The organism is Photobacterium rosenbergii (genome assembly GCF_033022775.1).
Lineage (GTDB): Bacteria > Pseudomonadota > Gammaproteobacteria > Enterobacterales > Vibrionaceae > Photobacterium > Photobacterium rosenbergii_A.
In genome coordinates this window covers 29,679-48,918 of the sequence record NZ_JAWJZI010000015.1, presented here as the reverse complement: position 1 = coordinate 48,918, position 19,240 = coordinate 29,679, and the positions used below count along the sequence as shown (strand labels likewise).

The window sequence follows — 19,240 nt, the reverse complement described above, 5'->3', positions numbered from 1 at the left end:
ATCGCCTGCCGTCCTTCACATTTTGGTTGTCCGGCCGTATTACCTACGCTCCAGTCTACCCGGCCTCTTTTTCTGACATGGTCATGGTACAGTTTCGCCCTGCCGCCTTGGCCCGGTACAGCGCCACGTCTGCCAGCTCCACCAGCTCACCATAATCCTGATTCGGTTTCGGTGTCAGGGTAGCTACTCCCAGACTCACCGTCAGGATCGAGGCGATATCCGAATAGCGGTGAGTCAGCCCTTTCTCGGCCAATGCCCGATGGATTTCCGTTGCGACTACCTGGCCGCCTTCCAGGCTGGTATTCGGTAGCAGGAAGGCGAACTCTTCACCACCGTAGCGGGCGACCTCGTCGGTCTCGCGCTTGACCACACTGCGCAACACTTTCGCCACTTCTCGCAAGGCAAAATCCCCCTGTTGATGGCCATAGTTGTCATTGAAAGCCTTGAAGTAATCAATATCACACAGGATCAGCGTCAGTGGGTGCTGTTCACGGATATGGCTGTACCACATCTTACGCAGCTGCTCATCGAAACTCCGGCGGTTGGCAACCTTGGTCAGGCTGTCAACAAAGCTGAGCTCCTGCAATTCCATGATGGCATCGGCAAGTTGCTGCTCGGCCATCTTACGCTCGGTCACATCCCGGGCCATCATCAGCACCCCGGTGGTATCATCGGTTGGATCCCGGTAGGGTGACTTGAGGACTTCGTACCAGATAGGCGTACCATCTTCCAAAATCACGTAGTCATCGAGTTTGACACTGATCCCTTGCTGGATAACCTGCAAATCGGTCTGCCGGAACAACTCATATTTGTCCGGCTCCAACACATCGGCCGCAGACTTACCCAGCAACGATTGCTGGGTATAGCCCAATGAGCGTGCAAACGGCTCGTTACAGCCAACATAGACACCATGCTCATTATATAAGGCTATCGGATCCCGGCTGGCACTGAGGATAGTGTCAAGTAAGGTATTTCGCTGGGCCAACTCCTGTTCGGTCACTTCCCGCTTTTCAATTTCGGTTTTCAATACCTCCTGCATCTCATGCCAATCCGTCACGTCATGGCTGATACTAAGGGTACCGATAGCCTCGCCGGTATCACCGATCAACAAATTACAGTTGGTTTCCAACAGCCGACTCGAACCATCGGGGGCCGTGGTCCAAGTATGGGACGCGGTATTGCCCAAAGCGCCGATATCCTGCTCTTCGGTGATCCCTTCATCGAGCCTACCCCGCCAGAAACGATCAAAGGCTTTATTGGTGCCAATCAGCTTGCCTGATTTATCTTTGAAATACACCAGTTCCGACAGGGAGTTCAGTACCTGCTGGAAGATCCGCTGCTCATTTTCCAGCTTTGTCTGCTCACCATGACGGGAGCGGGGCGAATCGATAAACAACAACCAGCAAGGCTGCCACTGGCATCGGATCGATTGGCCTGAAACCAGCAGTGGGATCACCTTGCCATTGCTTTGAAGCAAGGCCTCATCAACATCCCTGAATGCTTTCAGGCCGGTAAAGGGGCGCAGGAAGTCACACAGCATCTTGCTGCTGAGTCCATCGGGGTAGAGGTAGCGTTCATTAATCTTGCGTACTCCCAGCAACTGGCGACAGGGCTTGTTGCCATAGATCAAATGGCCATCCTTTTTACGGACAAGCGCAACAGCAACAGGCATCAGGGTAAGCTGGCCATGCAAGCGGCGGAAGGAACTGGCTTCAAGGTGATGAAATAGCAAGGTTAGTAACCCTCCGCCGATAACTAGCACAAGGATCAACAAAGAGAAAAGCAGCGCCGGATTGTCAGCTTGAAACCATTGGGAAACGGTTGAGGCCAAGGAGGCAGGAGCAAACAAGCTCGCCCCCAGCAATAGTAGGCGGCGAGACATCCCCTTGCTCAGAAGCACCCCGCAACTGGCCAGTAAGGTTAGCAGTGTAAGCAATATCGGACTAACAGAGCGTTCCTGACAGGAAGTATGCATTGATTTTAGTAATTGACGTCATTTTACTCGTAATCTAACACACTTACCGATACATCCGCTAATGCCAGCCTGGTTGTTTGGTTGCAAGTTTTAACTCGAACGAGGCACCGGCGGGGTATATTCAAACGACTGCCCCAGTGCCGTGCCCTGGCCACCGTTTTGATCTAAGTTGCGGCCAATCTCCGTCATTGCCAGCCAACGGTTTTCACACCATTCAGGGGCCAGCAGGGTTGGCTTACGGGCACTGGCAGAAACACGGTGGTAAACCACCTCCGGTGGTGTCAAACGGATCATCTCAGCAGAAATCTCGGTGTATTGCTCAAGGCTGAGCTCGGCCAATCGGCCGGCTTTCCATGACAAGCCCATGATACTGCCTTCAACGATATGAAGCGGGTGCAGCTTGATACCATCCACACCGGCATCGACCACTTTGCGGACGGTCTCCAGGTTATCCTCGCGATTGTCTCCCGGCAGGCCGACAATCAGGTGGGCACACACTTTCAGCCCAAGCGCCCTTGCGCGCTTGGCGATAGCCTCATAACAAGCAAAGTCATGGCCACGGTTGATCCGCTTGAGGGTTTTATCGTTGGCGGTCTGTAGCCCGAGTTCAAGCCAGATTTCATAGCCCTGCTCGCGGTAGCCTGCCAGCAGTTCGAGCACTTCGTCCGGCACGCAGTCCGGGCGGGTACCAACACACAGGCCAACGATATCAGCCGCTTCCAGCGCCTCTTCATACATAGCCTTAAGCGTCTGCACTTCGGCATAAGTGCTGGTATAAGCCTGGAAATAAGCCAAATAACGTTTGGCACGGTTCACTTCACCGGCACGCTGCGCCAACTGCTCGGTGATCGGCTTGTGCTGCGCCTGTTCATCGGCGAACGAGGCAACATTACAGAATGTGCAGCCGCCACGGCCAATAGTGCCGTCACGGTTCGGGCAGCTGAAGCCACCATGCAAGGTCAGTTTGTGTACCTTCTCTCCGTAGCGACGCTGTAGGTCCTGGCCAAATGTATTCACGAGCTCATGCAGCTGCATCTTGTCACCTAGTCATTCAAGGGGTCGAAAAAAGCGGCACAGGTTAGCACCGATGATATTGGCAAAAGTTGTGCGAGAACAAAAAAGGCGTTTTTTTCACCATGTATCGGTAGGAAAAAGGAATGAAAATTAGCAACAACATCATTTTGTAATACTTTGGTCTATACCCCAACCCCATAACCCTACACTTTTCATGGTCAAATAAACCCACTATGCAGATAGATGGTTATTTCCGAATAGATACGCACCTAATTAAGCAATTAATTCATAGTGATGCCGAGATGTTACAGGGTGGGGATATTTTTTGTTGGTAATTAATCAATCAAAATTGTAGGATAGTTACAGCTGTGTGCAATTTATGAACAATAAAAGTAACTAAACCAGACGAATATTTAGTGGTTTATGTTGCTTCCCCTCAAAACTGCAGCGCTTTTGCATACCAGAGCACAGGTGCTACAGAATGAAGTTTGCTATTGATTGACTACATCATCCCACAGCAAACCCATCCGACATGGCCGGACAGGAGTCCACCATGAGCCGTGAAGGATGCATAACCAAAATTAGGGATAACTCAGGTGCCAGGATTGGTGCCTGTTGAAACTGGAAGGAAGTATCTATGACAGATCAAGAGCTGAATGCTCAGGGACTTTATGTGCCTGAAATGGAGCACGATGCCTGTGGTATCGGCTTTGTGGCCCACCTGAAGAACCGTAAATCCCACGAAATTGTCACCCAAGCCCTTGATATGCTAGCTCGGATGGAACACCGTGGCGGCCAAGGCTGTGACCCGTGCAGTGGTGACGGTGCAGGTATATTGCTACAGAAACCGCATGAATTCCTGCTGGAAGAAACCGTCAAACAAGGTATCCGCCTGCCGTCTTTCGAGCAATACGGTGTGGGTGTGGTACTTTTCCCTAAAGACGAGTACAAACGTCAGCAGTGCCGTGACATCCTTGAGCGCAATGCCAAACGACTTGACCTAGAAGTCATTGGCTACCGTGTGCTACCGGTCGACAATTCAATGATTGGCGTCGACCCGCTAAGTACCGAGCCCCAGTTCGAGCACGTCTTTATTACCGGCGGTACCAGCATGGAGCCTGCCGAACTTGAGCGTAAACTTTATGTTCTGCGTAACTACACGGTGCGTGTCTGCCTGGAAAGCATCTCCAACATCGGTGATGACTTCTATATTAACTCCCTGTCATACAAGACATTGGTGTACAAGGGTCAGCTAACCACTGAACAGGTACCTCAATACTTCCTTGATCTACAGAACCCATCAATGGTGACGGCACTGGCGCTGGTTCACTCCCGCTTCTCGACCAACACCTTCCCGAAATGGCGCCTGGCCCAGCCTTTCCGTTACATCGCCCACAACGGTGAAATCAACACCGTGCGCGGTAACCTTAACTGGATGAAGGCTCGTGAAGCGATTCTTGAGTCTGAGCTATTCAGCCAGCAAGAAATCGATATGCTGCTGCCTATCTGTCAGGAAGGCAGTTCGGATTCGTCCAACTTTGATATGGCGTTGGAGCTGCTGGTGCTATCGGGCCGTAGCCTGCCGCATGCACTGATGATGCTGATCCCTGAAGCTTGGCAAGAAAACAAGAACATGGATCCGAAGCGTCGTGCTTTCTACCAGTACCATGCCAACGTCATGGAGCCATGGGATGGCCCGGCCTCGGTGTGTTTCACCGACGGTGTTCAGGTTGGTGCGACCCTTGACCGAAACGGCCTGCGCCCATCGCGCTACACCGTGACCAAGGATGACTTCCTGGTCATGGCATCGGAATCCGGTGTGGTTGAGATCGAGCCGGAGAACGTCCAGTTCCGTGGCCGCCTGCAACCGGGCCGTATCTTCGTTGCCGACCTTGAGCAAGGTCGTATCATCTCCGACGAAGAAGTCAAAGACACAATAGCCTCAGCCCAGCCTTATGAGCAGTGGGTCAAAGACAACCTGCTGACATTGAAGAGCCTGCCTGAAGCGGACAACATGCACCACCAGCCAACGCCGGAACGTCTGCTGCACCACCAGCAAGCCTTTGGCATGAGCTCGGAAGAAGTCAACGACATCATTGTGCCGCTGGCGAAAACCGGTTACGAGCCACTGAGCGCCATGGGTGCCGACTGGCCGCTGGCTGTGCTGTCGCATCAGTCTCAGCACCTGTCGAACTACTTCAAGCAGCTGTTTGCCCAGGTGACCAACCCGCCGATCGACCCGATCCGCGAGCGTATGGTGATGTCACTCAATACCTACCTGGGTAAAGACCACAACCTGCTGGCAGAAACGCCTGAGCACTGCCAGAAGGTGGAAATCGAATCACCGGTACTGAGCAATGCTGAGCTGGAAAAACTGCGAGCTATCGATAACGAGTACCTGCAGGCCAAGACACTGGATATCGTCTTCCGTGCCAGCGGCGAAGACGGCAAGCTAGAGCGTGCCCTGAAGCGTATCTGCCAGTACTCGGAAGATGCAGTTATCGACGGTTACTCGATCATCATCCTGACCGACCGTGCCGTAAACTCCAACCATGCCGCCATTCCGGCGATGCTGGCAGTCGGCGCTGTTCACCACCACCTGATCCGCAAAGGCCTGCGCGCCAAGTGTGACATCGTGGTTGAAACCGGTGATGCCCGCGAAACCCACCACTTTGCAACTTTGGTTGGCTACGGTGCCAATGCGGTTAACCCATATCTGGTGACCGAAACCATTGTTGACCTGCAGCGCAAGCGCAAGCTGGATCCGGAAGTACCGACCGAAGAGCTGTTCAACAACTACCGTAAGGGTGTGAACGGCGGCCTGCTGAAGATCTTCTCCAAGATGGGGATCTCGACCCTGCAGTCTTACCACGGCGCCCAGATCTTCGAAGCCCTTGGTATCAGCAAGTCAGTGGTTGATAAGTACTTCACCGGTACGGTTTCCCGTATCCAGGGTCTGACCATCGATGACATTGCCAAGGAAGTATTGGTTCGCCACCGCTTGGGTTACCCAACCCGCGAAGTGCCAATCCAAATGCTGGATGTCGGCGGTGTCTACCAGTGGAAACAGCGTGGTGAAAAGCATCTGTTCAACCCAGAAACTATTTCACTGCTGCAGCAATCTACCCGAAACAAGGACTTTGCCCAGTTCAAAGAGTACGCCAGCGCCGTTGATGCCCAGGGTGATAACGCAGCGACCCTGCGTAGCCAGCTTGAGTTCATCAAAAACCCAGCCGGCTCTATTCCGCTGGCAGACGTTGAGCCAATCGAGAGTATTCTCAAACGCTTTGCGACCGGTGCAATGAGCTTCGGCTCTATCTCTTACGAAGCCCACTCAACGCTTGCAGTCGCGATGAACCGTATCGGTGCTAAATCCAACTCCGGTGAAGGCGGTGAAGACCCAGCCCGTTTCGAGAAGAAAGACAACGGCGACTGGGAACGCTCTGCTATCAAGCAGGTCGCATCTGGCCGCTTCGGTGTCACCTCCTACTACCTGACCAACTCTGATGAAATTCAGATCAAGATGGCACAGGGTGCCAAGCCGGGTGAAGGTGGTCAGCTACCGGGTGACAAGGTCGATGACTGGATCGGTGCAACCCGTCACTCAACACCGGGCGTCGGTTTGATTTCACCACCGCCACACCACGATATCTATTCTATCGAGGACTTGGCGCAGCTGATCTACGATCTGAAGAATGCCAACCGTGCCGGCCGCGTCAACGTTAAGCTGGTATCGGAAGCCGGTGTCGGTACGATTGCCTCGGGCGTTGCCAAAGCGAAAGCAGATGTCGTGCTAATTGCGGGCTTCGATGGCGGTACCGGTGCATCACCAATGTCATCTATTCGCCACACAGGTCTACCGTGGGAGCTTGGCTTGGCCGAAACCCACCAGACCCTACTGAAGAACGGCCTGCGTAACCGTATCGTAGTCCAAACCGATGGTCAGATGAAGACTCCGCGTGACCTTGCTGTCGCAACCTTGCTAGGTGCCGAAGAATGGGGCGTGGCAACCGCAGCCTTGGTGGTTGAAGGTTGTATCATGATGCGTAAGTGTCACAAGAACACTTGTCCAGTGGGTATCGCGACCCAGAACAAGACCCTGCGTGAGCGTTTCGACGGCCGTGTAGAAGATGTTGTGACCTTCTTCCAGTACATGGCTGAAGGCCTACGAGAAATCATGGCAGAGCTAGGCTTCCGTACTATCGACGAGATGGTTGGTCAGTCGCACAAACTGAAAATCCGCGACAACATTGGCCACTGGAAGTACAAGAACCTGGATCTAAGTCCGGTACTGTTCATCGAGCCAGCCCGTGACGAAGACGGCGTGTACAACCAGCGTGAGCAGAACCACAACCTCGAAGAGGTATTGGATCGCAAGCTGATTGAAGCCGCGGCCCCTGCCCTTTACGAAGGCAAGCAGGTGGATGCCGAATTTGACATCATCAACACCGACCGCAGTGCCGGTACCATGCTGTCGAACGAAATCTCCAAGATTTACAAAGACAAGGGCCTGCCTCAGCCAATGAACGTCAAGTTCAACGGCTCTGCCGGCCAGAGCTTCGGTGCCTTCCTGGCCAAGAACGTCAAGTTCGAAGTCGAAGGCGATGCCAACGACTACTGGGGCAAAGGCCTGTCAGGCGGTACGCTGGTGCTCTACCCGGATGCCAAGTCTGACATCGTCCCAGAAGACAACATCGTTGTCGGTAACGTCTGTTTCTACGGTGCTACCTCGGGTGAGTCCTACATCCGCGGTATGGCGGGCGAGCGCTTCTGTGTCCGTAACTCGGGTGCCAAGGTCGTCGTTGAGGGCGTGGGTGACCACGGCTGTGAATACATGACTGGCGGTGTGGCGGTTATTCTAGGCCAAACAGGCCGTAACTTCGCAGCCGGTATGAGTGGCGGTGTGGCGTATGTTTGGGATCAGTTCGAAGACTTCGACACCAAGCTCAACCCTGAGCTGGTTGACCTCGACCCAATCGAGCAGGAAGACAAAGATCTGCTGCACGATATGCTAACCAAGCACGTCGAGCTGACTGGCAGTACTGTGGCAGAAACCTTCCTGTCTAACTTCGAGGCCAACCTCGAGAAGATGGTGAAAGTCATGCCAAGGGATTACAAGGCAGTACTACAGAAGCGCAAGGCAGAAGCACAAAACAAGGAAGAGTTGGAGGCCGTCAATGGGTAAGCCTACTGGATTTTTAGAGTTTGGCCGTGAGCTGCCAAAGAAGCTGGATCCGAGCGTCCGTATCCAGGACAACAAGGAGTTTGTCCTTAATGAGGAGTTCGGCGACAAGATTAACACGCAAGCATCGCGCTGCATGGACTGTGGCGTACCGTTTTGCCACAACTCTTGCCCGATCGGTAACATCATCCCGGAATTCAATGACGCGGTGTACCGTGACAGCTGGGAAGAGGCGTGGAATATCCTGAGCTCGACCAACAACTTCCCGGAATTTACCGGCCGTGTTTGCCCAGCCCCTTGTGAAAGTGGCTGTGTACTGGGGATCAACCAAGACCCAATCACGATTTGTAATATCGAGAAGACCATTGTCGAGACGGCGTACCGAGAAGGGTACGCCAAACCGAAGACACCGCGTTCGCGTACCGGTAAAACGGTCGCGATCATCGGCTCGGGCCCTGCGGGCCTGGCGGCAGCCGAGCAGCTCAACAGTGCCGGTCACTGTGTAACGGTGTTCGAGCGTGATGAGAAAGTGGGGGGCCTACTGCGTTTCGGGATCCCTGACTTCAAACTAGGCATGGACATTATCGATCGCAAGATCAACCTGATGGCCGATGCCGGTATCAAGTTCGAAGTGAATGCCCATGTCGGTGTCAACATCAACGCCCAGCAGCTGCGTCAGGACTTTGATGTGGTCTTGCTGACCGGTGGCTCGACAGTTCCTCGCAACCTGCCGATCCCGGGCCGTGAACTCAAAGGCGTGCACTTCGCCATGGAGTTCCTTGCCCAGAACAACCGCCGTGCCAACGACATGGATCTGAAAACCGAAGAGATCCACGCCAAAGGCAAACATGTAGTGGTGATCGGTGGTGGTGATACCGGCTCTGACTGTGTGGGTACATCCAACCGCCACGGTGCTGAGAGCATTACCCAGGTTGAGATCATGCCGATCCCGCCAGAGAAGCGCCCGGCCAACCAGCCATGGCCTTCTTACCCGATGATCATGAAAACCTCGACTTCTCACGAGGAAGGCTGTGAACGTCACTGGAATATCCTGACCAAGGAATTCATCGGTGATGAAGCGGGTAATGTCAAAGCACTGCGTATTGCTGACATCCAGTGGGAAGAGGCAAAAGCAGGTGAGCGCCCAGGCTTTACCGAAGTGGCAGGCTCTGAGCGTATCATTCCGTGTGATATGGCCTTCTTGGCAATGGGCTTCCTGCACCCAGAGCCAACCGGTGTGCTAGCACAGCTGGACATTAAACTCGATGACCGTGGCAACGTGGCAACCCAAGGTTTTGCCACCAACCAGCAAGGTGTATTTGCTGCTGGCGATATGCGTACCGGCCAATCACTGGTGGTTCGTTGTATTAACGAAGGCCGTGAATGTGCCCGCGAAATCGATGCCTATCTGATGGGTGACAGCAACCTCGAAGCCAAGGCCGATTCGCTAATGCTATCGAATGCCTAGTCGGGATAATCCCCACCCACCCGGGAAACATAAACCAAACCGGCCTCCTCAGGCCGGTTTTTTATTCCTCACAAGCCCGCCTCGCCATAATTATTCACTCTACACTCTCCCTATTTCACTGCATTATCCGTGCCTATAGCGGATGTTAATTTATTGTTTATAGTTTGACCTTTCTGTAAATTGCCGTTAACTTGAAAGGTCGCTGGAAGCAAAAAGGTACCTTCAGCGGCCACCCGATAATCACAAGAAACAACCCGTGGTACGCGTGAAGGTTGTCAACGACGGTCAGGAAGACCGTCAAAAGATGCAGTATTTCTGCTTATTCAGGCAGATGCTAGGGAGAGTTGTAATGACACTGTATAACCCCATGCTGGATAAAGATAACTGTGGTTTCGGGTTGATTGCCCATATCGAAGGAGAAACCAGCCACAAACTTGTCCGGACCGCGATTTCCGCCCTTGACCGAATGACCCACCGTGGCGGCATTGCTGCCGATGGCAAAACCGGTGACGGTTGCGGACTGCTAATGAAAAAGCCGGATAGCTTCTACCGCATCGTGGCCGAAGACAACGGCTGGAAGCTGTCGCGGGAATTTGCTCTTGGCATGCTGTTCCTCAGCCAGGATCCGGTGCTTGCCGAGCAGGCCCGCACAATCATCAGCGAAGAGCTGGCCAAGGAAACCCTGTCATTGGTTGGCTGGCGTCCGGTGCCGATCAACCCTCAGGTGCTTGGCCCGATAGCGACCGAAACTCTCCCCAATATCGAGCAGGTTTTTATCAACGCGCCTGCCGGCTGGAAGCCAAGGGATATTGACCGCCGCCTCTATGTTGCTAGGCGCAGGATCGAAAAACGCATCACCGCAGACCCCGACTTCTATATCTGTAGCCTGTCGACCCAAGTGACCGTTTACAAAGGGCTGTGCATGCCAGCGGATCTGCCCCGCTTCTACCAGGATCTGGGAGACATCCGGCTGGAGTCATCGATTTGCCTGTTCCACCAGCGTTTTTCAACCAATACCCAGCCTCGCTGGCCGCTGGCCCAGCCGTTCCGCTACCTTGCCCACAACGGTGAGATCAACACCATTGCCGGTAACCGCCAGTGGGCGCGGGCGCGGGCATACAAGTTTTCATCCCCCTTATTGCCAGATCTGCAAACCGCGGCTCCGTTTGTCAACGAGACCGGCTCGGACTCCTCGAGCCTCGACAACATGCTCGAGCTATTCCTTTCCGGCGGCATGGATTTGTTCCGCGCGATGAGAATGCTGGTACCGCCGGCGTGGCAGAACCACCCGGATATGGATCCTGAGCTGAGGGCCTTTTACGACTTTAACTCCATGCACATGGAGCCATGGGACGGGCCGGCCGGTATCGTGATGTCCGACGGCCGCTATGCCGCCTGTAACCTTGACCGAAATGGCCTCCGCCCGGCCCGCTATATCATCACCAAGGACAAGCTGATCACCCTAGCTTCCGAAGTCGGGATCTGGGATTATGCCCCCGATGAAGTGGCCGAAAAAGGCCGCGTCGGGCCGGGCGAATTACTGGTGATCGACACCAAGTTCGGCAAGATCTGGCACTCTGCCGACATTGATAACGATCTGATGGGACGTCACCCTTATAAAGAATGGATGGACAGCCATGTCAAACGGCTGGTGCCCTTCGAGGAGCTCGGCGATGAACAAGTCGGCAGCCGCTCGTTCGGTGATACCGAGCTGAGCACCTGCCAGAAGCAGTTTGCCATGAACCGTGAGGAAATTGATCAGGTCCTTAGAGTGATCGGTGAGAACGGCCAGGAAGCCACTGGCTCGATGGGCGATGACGCACCAATGGCCGTCCTATCTTCCCGCGAGCGTGCCGTCACCGATTATTTCCGCCAGATGTTTGCCCAGGTCACCAACCCGCCGATAGACCCGTTGCGGGAAAAACATGTGATGTCGCTGGCGACCTGTATCGGCCGTGAAATCAACGTGTTCTGTGAAACCGACAGCCACGCCTACCGGGTTGCTTTCGCCTCCCCGGTACTGCTCTACTCCGACTTGGTCCAGCTGCTGGAACTCGACAACCAGCACTACCGCAACAGCATCATCAATATCAACTTTGACCCGAACGAGAAAGATCTCAAGCAGGCGATCATCGATATTTGTGATCAGGCAGAGCGGCTGGTCCGCAACGGTACGGTACTTATCGTGCTGTCAGACCGCGGCATTAATGCAGGCAAACTGCCGATCCCTGCGGCCATGGCCGTGGGGGCGGTTCAGAATCGCTTGGTGGCCGAGCAGCTCCGCTGCGATGCCAACATTATCATTGAAACCGCCACCGCACGCGATCCGCACCAGTTTGCGGTATTGCTTGGCTTCGGTGCCACGGCGGTGTATCCGTATCTCGCCTATGAAACCCTCGGCCAGCTTGTTGATAGCGGCGCTATAACTAAACCGTACCGCGAAGTGATGCTCAATTTCCGCAACGGCATCAACAAGGGTCTGTACAAGATCATGTCCAAGATGGGGATCTCCACCATCGCCTCCTACCGTTGCGCCATGTTATTCGAAGCGGTCGGGCTCGATGACGAGGTGGTCGATCTCTGCTTCCGTGGTGTCTCGAGCCGGATCCAGGGTGCTGGCTTTGCCGATTTCCAGCAGGACTTATTCAACCTTTCCCGTCGAGCGTGGCTCAAGCGCAAACCCATCGAGCATGGCGGTTTGCTCAAGTACGTCCACGGCGGAGAGTTCCATGCCTATAACCCGGACGTGGTCGGCACCTTGCAAAAAGCGGTCAAGTCCGGTGACTACGCCGACTACCAAGCTTTTGCCAAACAAGTTAACGAGCGACCTGTCGCAGCGATCCGTGATTTATTCAAACTGAGTTCGGATCAAGCGCCTATTGCCATCGACAAGGTCGAGCCAGCGTCAGCGCTCTACCAACGGTTTGACTCCGCGGCAATGTCTATCGGTGCCCTGAGTCCAGAGGCACACGAGGCTCTTGCTATTGCCATGAATCGGTTGGGTGGATTTTCTAACTCCGGCGAAGGAGGCGAAGATCCTCGCCGCTTCAACAGCGAGCGTAACTCCCGCATCAAGCAGGTCGCTTCGGGCCGCTTTGGTGTTACCCCGCATTACCTGGTCAACGCCGATGTTATCCAAATCAAAGTAGCGCAAGGGGCCAAGCCCGGTGAAGGCGGACAGCTTCCGGGCCACAAAGTCACCACCGAAATTGCCAAATTGCGTTATGCGGTACCGGGCGTTACCCTGATCTCGCCACCGCCTCACCACGATATATATTCGATTGAAGATCTGGCCCAGCTGATCTTCGATCTCAAGCAAGTCAACCCGACTGCCATGGTATCGGTCAAACTGGTGTCCGAGCCCGGCGTCGGCACCATTGCGACCGGGGTAGCCAAAGCCTATGCCGATCTCATTACTATCTCTGGCTACGACGGCGGCACCGGTGCCAGCCCGCTTACCTCGGTCAAATATGCCGGTAGCCCTTGGGAGTTGGGACTTGCCGAAACCCAGCAGGCGTTGGTCGCCAATGGGTTGCGCCACAAGATCCGGCTCCAGGTCGACGGTGGCCTCAAAACCGGCTTGGACGTAGTCAAAGCTGCTATACTCGGCGCCGAGAGCTTTGGCTTCGGTACCGCGCCAATGGTGGCACTAGGGTGTAAATACCTGCGGATCTGCCACCTCAATAACTGTGCAACGGGCGTGGCAACGCAGGACGAAACCCTGCGGCGCGATTTCTTTAAAGGATTACCCGAGCAGGTGATGAATTACTTCATCGGCCTTGGTGAGGAAGTCCGAGAACTGCTCGCAGAGCTCGGGGTAGAAAAGCTCACCGACTTGATCGGCCGTACCGACTTACTCGAAGTCATCGAAGGCTATACCGCCAAACAGAGCAAGCTGGATTTATCGCCAGTACTGGCGACCAGCGAGCCTCTGGAAGGCAAAACCTTGTACTGCAGCGAAAGCAATAGTCCGTTCGATAATGCACCGCTCAATGCCGCCCTACTCGAACAGGCACTGCCAGCTATCGAAGCGCGTAGCGGTGCAAACATCTTCGAGAACATCCGTAATACCGACCGCTCGGTAGGCGCAAGACTATCGGGGGAAATCGCCAAGCGTTGGGGTAACCAGGGGATGGCGTCGACACCGGTCAACCTCCACCTGACCGGTACTGCCGGGCAATCTTTCGGGGTATGGAATGCCGGAGGCCTTAACCTCTTCTTGACCGGCGATGCCAATGACTATGTCGGTAAAGGCATGACTGGCGGGCAAATAGTCATCCGCCCACCAGTTGGCTCGGCTTTCAAATCCAACCAATCAACCATTATCGGCAACACCTGCCTTTATGGCGCAACGGGCGGTAAGCTGTTTGCCGCCGGTAAAGCTGGTGAGCGATTTGCGGTCAGGAACTCCGGCACCATCGCCGTTATCGAAGGTGCGGGTGACAATGCCTGCGAATACATGACCGGGGGCATTGTCGCCATTCTCGGCAAGACCGGGGTCAACTTCGGCGCCGGGATGACCGGGGGCTTTGCCTACATCCTCGATGAAGACGGCGACTTTGCCGGACGGGTCAACCCTGAGCTGGTCGAGGCCCTGCCTCTATCTGAGCTCAAGATCCACCAGGAGCATCTGCGCGGCCTGATTGACCAGCACCTCGAGCTGACCGGCTCGGATCGGGCTCAGGAGATACTGGCCGAGTTCGACCAGTGGATCCCGCGTTTTTACCTGGCCAAACCAAAGACTGCCGATGTGAATACCTTGCTCGGCCACCAGAGTCGCTCAGCTGCTGAGCTGCGCATTCAAGCACAATAGGGAGGGAACCCGATGAGCCAGAATATTTACCAGTTTATCGATGTTGCACGTATCGACCCACCCAAAAAGCCACTGAAAGTGCGCAAGATTGAGTTTGTCGAGATCTACGAACCTTTCACCCAGCAACAGGCCAGCGCCCAGTCTGACCGCTGCCTCGATTGCGGCAACCCGTATTGTGAATGGAAGTGCCCGGTTCACAACTATATCCCCCAGTGGCTCAAACTCGCCAACGAGGGACGGATCATCGAAGCGGTTGAGCTGTCGCACCAGACCAACACCCTGCCGGAAGTCTGTGGCCGGGTCTGCCCACAAGACCGCCTGTGCGAGGGGTCGTGTACCCTTAACGATGACTTTGGTGCCGTCACCATCGGTAATGTCGAGAAGTACATTACCGACAAGGCCTTCGAGATGGGCTGGAAACCAGACATGTCCCATGTCGAGTGGACCGACAAGAAAGTGGCCATCATCGGGGCTGGCCCTGCTGGTCTCTCCTGTGCAGATATCTTGGTGCGTAACGGCGTCAAGCCAGTGGTGTTCGACCGCTATCCAGAGATCGGCGGCCTGCTGACCTTCGGGATCCCGTCGTTCAAGCTGGAAAAAGAAGTCATGATCAACCGCCGCCGGATCTTCAGCGAAATGGGTGTGGAGTTCCGCCTCAACACCGAAGTCGGCAAAGATATTCAAATGGCCGAGCTGACCGCTGAATTTGATGCGGTCTTCCTTGGTGTCGGCACCTACCAGAACATGCGTGCAGGCTTGGAGAACGAAGACGCCCCGGGGGTGTTCGATGCCCTGCCGTTTTTGATCTCCAATACCTACCGGGTGATGGGGCTCGATGACAGTCCGCCATTCATTGATATGGCAGGCAAGAATGTGGTGGTACTCGGCGGTGGTGATACTGCCATGGACTGTGTTCGCACCTCGGTACGCCAAGGTGCCGGCAGTGTTATCTGTGCCTACCGCCGAGATGAAGCCAACATGCCCGGATCCAAGCGCGAGGTAAAAAATGCCCGCGAGGAAGGTGTGAAATTCAAGTTCAACTTGCAGCCGACTGGCCTGGAGCTTGGCAGCAATGGGCAAATTAGCGGGGTGAAAATGGTCAAAACCGCCCTTGGTGAGCCCGATGAGGCGGGTCGCCGCCGCCCTGAGCCTGTGCCGGGTAGCGAGCACATCCTGCCGGCCGATGCGGTGATCATGGCCTTTGGTTTCCAGCCCCATGCGATGCCATGGCTGGCTGAGTTCGGGGTCGAGCTGGATCAGTGGGGCCGCATCCAGGCACCGGAGGGCGGCAACTTTGCCTTCCAGACCACCAACCCGAAAATCTTTGCCGGCGGCGATGCCGTCCGCGGCTCGGATCTGGTCGTCACTGCCATTGACGAAGGACGCCGCGCCGCAGACGGTATCCTCGACTACCTAGATGTGTAGCTATTAGGTGCATAACTAACCGGCTGGCAACTTGGCAAAATTGCCGCCCAGCATGTTACAATCTGCCCATTCCCACGCCCCCTTTATGGGGGCTTGTTACCTAACAAGAGACTGTATTGATGAAAATCGGCATTATCGGCGCGATGGAGCAAGAAGTTGCCATCCTAAAAGACCAACTGGCTAACTGCGACACGCACCACAAAGCAGGTTGTACTTTCTACACAGGTACACTGAACGGCCATGATGTGGTGCTGCTTCAGTCAGGCATCGGTAAAGTAGCAGCGGCAGTCGGCAGTGCAGTACTGCTAGAAATCTTCCGGCCAGATGTCGTATTAAACACAGGCTCTGCCGGCGGCTTCGACAGCAGCCTGAATGTTGGCGATGTAGTGATCTCAACAGAAGTTCGTTATCACGATGCTGACGTAACGGCTTTCGGTTACGAAATCGGCCAGATGGCCCAACAGCCAGCGGCGTTTGCTTCTGATGCCAAGCTGATGGACGTTGCCGAGCAGGCTCTGGCGACCATGGGTGATACCCACGCGGTACGCGGCCTGATCTGTACTGGCGATGCCTTCGTGTGCTCGGCAGAAAAACAAACCTTCATTCGTGACAACTTCCCGTCAGTGATTGCGGTTGAGATGGAAGCGGCAGCCATTGCCCAGGCTTGCCACCAGTTCAACGTACCATTCGTTGTTGTCCGTGCCATTTCCGACGTGGCAGACAAAGAGTCGCCAATGAGCTTTGAAGAGTTCCTGCCAGTTGCAGCCCAGAGCTCATCGGTTATGGTTGCCAAGATGGTTGACCTGCTGAACCAATAAGATGACCGACGCCATTGCAAATATCGCCGGAAACAGCACCCTGCTAGCCTTGTGGGGTGCACTGGCATTGCAATGGCTGTTGCCCATCCCTTCCCAGTTACACCCGCTACAAATCTGGCGCCAATTAGCCTTAACCCTCGCGCAAAAAGTCAATAAACCCAATGATGCCCCGCAACAGAAACGCCTTTCAGGCCTGCTGTCGTGGTCTCTATTGTGGCTCACTGTTCTGATTGTACTTATCTGCCTTTACCAACTGGTCTGGATCGATACCGCTTTCCATCTCCTGTTGCTTTGGGTTGCCCTCGATTGGCGCAATATGCACAAGTTCAGCAAGCAGTTTGTCCGAGCCTACAGCCGGGAAGATAAAATTCATTGCCGAACACTGCTTTCCAGCAAACTCAACCGCCATACCGATAGCCTCTCTTTGCTTGGCCTCGGCAAGGCCGGCGCAGAAACCATGCTGATCGGCTATGGACGATTGGTCGCTGGGGTATTGTTCTGGTATGCCCTTGCTGGCGGGATCGGCGCGCTCCTTTATCGCCTAGCCGTTGAGCTCAGTCGCTGCTGGTCACCCACCAGACAGCAGTTCCGCCATTTTGGCCAGCCGGCCACCACCGCCCTCGCGATTCTTGATATCGTGCCACTGCGCCTGTTTGCCCTCGCCCTGACTATCGGGCATAACGCCCAGGTAGCGCTAAAAGGGCTCAAGCAGCAGGGTGAAAGCTGGCTCCTTCCAGGTCCTGGGTGGTTACTGGCTGCTGCCGGGCACAAGCTGTCACTGTCATTGGGCGGGCCGGCTATCTATGACCAAACCAAGGTGGAGCGACCCAAACTCGGCGGCAGAATTGCGCCCGCAGCCTTCCACTTGAGTCAAATCAATCGCCTCGCCACCCAGCGCCTATGGGCATGGGTGATTGTCCAAAGCCTATTATTACTCATGCTACAAGGAGCCGTTTAAGTGCGTTTCGCTGCCCTCTGCCTGCTGTTATTCCCAGCCTTCTTTGCCTCTGCCCAGCCAGTGAAAACCATCATCAGCCTTTCGCCCCACACCACCGAAATGGCCTATGCTGCAGGACTCGGCGATAAACTGATCGCTGCCAGTGATTACAGCGACTACCCGGAAGCGGCTAAATCCCTTGAGCGTGTCGCCAACTACCGCGGGATCAAAATGGAGCGCATTGTTGCCCTGCAGCCGGATCTGATCCTAGCTTGGGAAGGTGGAAACCCGACCCGCGAAATGACCCGGCTGGAGCAACTAGGCTTCAAGGTATTTTATTCCAACCCGAAATCACTGGAAGACATTGCGGCTACCCTCGAGCAACTCGGCCAGTTTGCTAACACGCCGGAGCAAGCCCAGCACAATGCTCAAGACTTCCGCCAGCGACTGGACAAGCTGCGCCTGGCGCACAAAGAAAAACAACCGGTCAGCTACTTCTATCAACTTAGCACTAGTCCGATCATCACTGTCGCGGGTGATAACTGGCCGAGCCAAGTCTTCTCCTTATGTGGCGGACAGAACATCTTCGCCAACAGTACTGTCGCTTACCCTCAGGTTTCACAAGAACAGGTGATTATCCGCCAGCCAGAGGTGATTTTCGGTACCTCCCATGCCGCGGCCGATCCTTCAGTGTGGAACAATTGGCGAGAGCAGTTACCCGCAGTAGAAAAACAGCATATTTTTACCGTGACATCAGACTGGCTGAACCGACCTACACCACGTACCATCAAGGCGGCCGAAGAGGTTTGCCAGTATCTAGATCAGGTACGCGAGAGCGACCTGTAACACGCTATCAACAATCAATGTGAGTCACCTCACAAAGCGATTGCAGCGAGTTGTCAGCCAGCTTATTCGTCGTACAATCTGCGCGATCGCCCTATATTCTCTGACTCAGCAGGTATCATGATGCTCATTTATCTTCTCGATATGTTCGGAACGGCCGTGTTCGCCGCTTCGGGTGTATTACTGGCAGGCAGGCTCCGGATGGACCCATTCGGGGTTGTGGTGCTGGCTAGCGTCACCGCCATTGGAGGGGGAACCATCCGCGATATGGCCCTTGGCGCGACACCTGTTTTCTGGATCACCGATACCAATTACCTATGGGTGATTTTCATTACCTGTTTAGTCAGCATGCTGGCAATCCGTCGCCCGCGCCAGATGCCCTGGTGGATATTGCCAGTATCCGATGCCATCGGCCTTGCGGTTTTCGTAGCAATTGGTGTCGAGAAGGCACTGCGTTTTGGTGCGACGCCTATGGTCGCAGTGATCATGGGTGTGATGACCGGCTGTGGTGGTGGGGTTATTCGTGATGTATTGGCACGTGAAATCCCGATGGTACTGCGTACCGAGGTGTATGCCACCGCCTGTATCCTTGGCGGTATTGTCCACACCGTTGCTCTGTCAGCCAACGTTGATACCGCTATCGCGACCCTGGCCGGCATTATCACGACACTAACTATTCGCCTGGCAGCAATTCGCTGGCACCTTTCCCTGCCGACGTTTGCCCTGAGGCACTGATCAGCCTCGCGCTTTGGCATGTAAGCAGTA

Annotated in this window: 10 protein-coding genes; 8 read left to right on the top strand and 2 right to left on the bottom strand. The window is 54.8% G+C overall.

The genetic code is table 11. The annotated features are described in order from the left end of the window. Nucleotides 1-55: 55 nt before the first annotated feature. Together R2X38_RS21900 and R2X38_RS21895 are read right to left on the bottom strand one after the other, a co-directional pair. The gene (locus R2X38_RS21900; RefSeq protein ID WP_317524480.1) at nucleotides 56-1,882 is read right to left on the bottom strand and encodes a diguanylate cyclase; all 1,827 of its coding nucleotides are present in this window, start codon (nucleotides 1,880-1,882) and stop codon (nucleotides 56-58) included. Between the two features lie 183 nt (nucleotides 1,883-2,065). After that, the gene (locus tag R2X38_RS21895) at nucleotides 2,066-3,010 is read right to left on the bottom strand and encodes a TIGR01212 family radical SAM protein (protein ID WP_317524479.1); all 945 of its coding nucleotides are present in this window, start codon (nucleotides 3,008-3,010) and stop codon (nucleotides 2,066-2,068) included. 616 nt (nucleotides 3,011-3,626) lie between these two features. Between R2X38_RS21895 and gltB (R2X38_RS21890) the strand changes: the two genes are divergently transcribed. The 8 genes from gltB (R2X38_RS21890) to R2X38_RS21855 all read left to right on the top strand — a co-directional run bounded on the left by gltB (R2X38_RS21890) (nucleotide 3,627) and on the right by R2X38_RS21855 (nucleotide 19,210). Continuing rightward, on the top strand, nucleotides 3,627-8,174 hold the full coding sequence (gene gltB, locus R2X38_RS21890; RefSeq protein ID WP_317524478.1) for a glutamate synthase large subunit: 4,548 nt from the start codon (nucleotides 3,627-3,629) through the stop codon (nucleotides 8,172-8,174). Then, entirely contained in the window at nucleotides 8,167-9,639 is a 1,473-nt protein-coding gene (locus R2X38_RS21885; RefSeq protein ID WP_317524477.1) for a glutamate synthase subunit beta, read from the top strand. The genes gltB (R2X38_RS21890) and R2X38_RS21885 overlap by 8 nt, the downstream gene beginning before the upstream one ends. A gap of 349 nt (nucleotides 9,640-9,988) precedes the next feature. Next, nucleotides 9,989-14,452 (top strand): glutamate synthase large subunit, encoded by a 4,464-nt coding sequence (gltB, locus tag R2X38_RS21880; RefSeq protein WP_317524476.1) that lies wholly within the window; start codon nucleotides 9,989-9,991, stop codon nucleotides 14,450-14,452. A 12-nt stretch (nucleotides 14,453-14,464) separates the two neighbouring features. Continuing rightward, the gene (locus R2X38_RS21875; protein ID WP_317524475.1) at nucleotides 14,465-15,877 is read left to right on the top strand and encodes an FAD-dependent oxidoreductase; all 1,413 of its coding nucleotides are present in this window, start codon (nucleotides 14,465-14,467) and stop codon (nucleotides 15,875-15,877) included. Between the two features lie 119 nt (nucleotides 15,878-15,996). Further along, complete coding sequence (mtnN, locus tag R2X38_RS21870) at nucleotides 15,997-16,695, top strand: 5'-methylthioadenosine/S-adenosylhomocysteine nucleosidase (RefSeq protein ID WP_317524474.1); 699 nt, start codon at nucleotides 15,997-15,999, stop codon at nucleotides 16,693-16,695. A gap of 1 nt (nucleotide 16,696) precedes the next feature. Beyond that, complete coding sequence (locus R2X38_RS21865) at nucleotides 16,697-17,653, top strand: cobalamin biosynthesis family protein (RefSeq protein WP_317524473.1); 957 nt, start codon at nucleotides 16,697-16,699, stop codon at nucleotides 17,651-17,653. Further along, a complete protein-coding gene (btuF, locus tag R2X38_RS21860) occupies nucleotides 17,654-18,478 on the top strand; it encodes a vitamin B12 ABC transporter substrate-binding protein BtuF (protein WP_317524472.1) in 825 nt (274 codons plus the stop codon). A 120-nt stretch (nucleotides 18,479-18,598) separates the two neighbouring features. Beyond that, the gene (locus tag R2X38_RS21855; protein ID WP_317524471.1) at nucleotides 18,599-19,210 is read left to right on the top strand and encodes a TRIC cation channel family protein; all 612 of its coding nucleotides are present in this window, start codon (nucleotides 18,599-18,601) and stop codon (nucleotides 19,208-19,210) included. The last annotated feature ends 30 nt before the right edge of the window (nucleotides 19,211-19,240 follow it).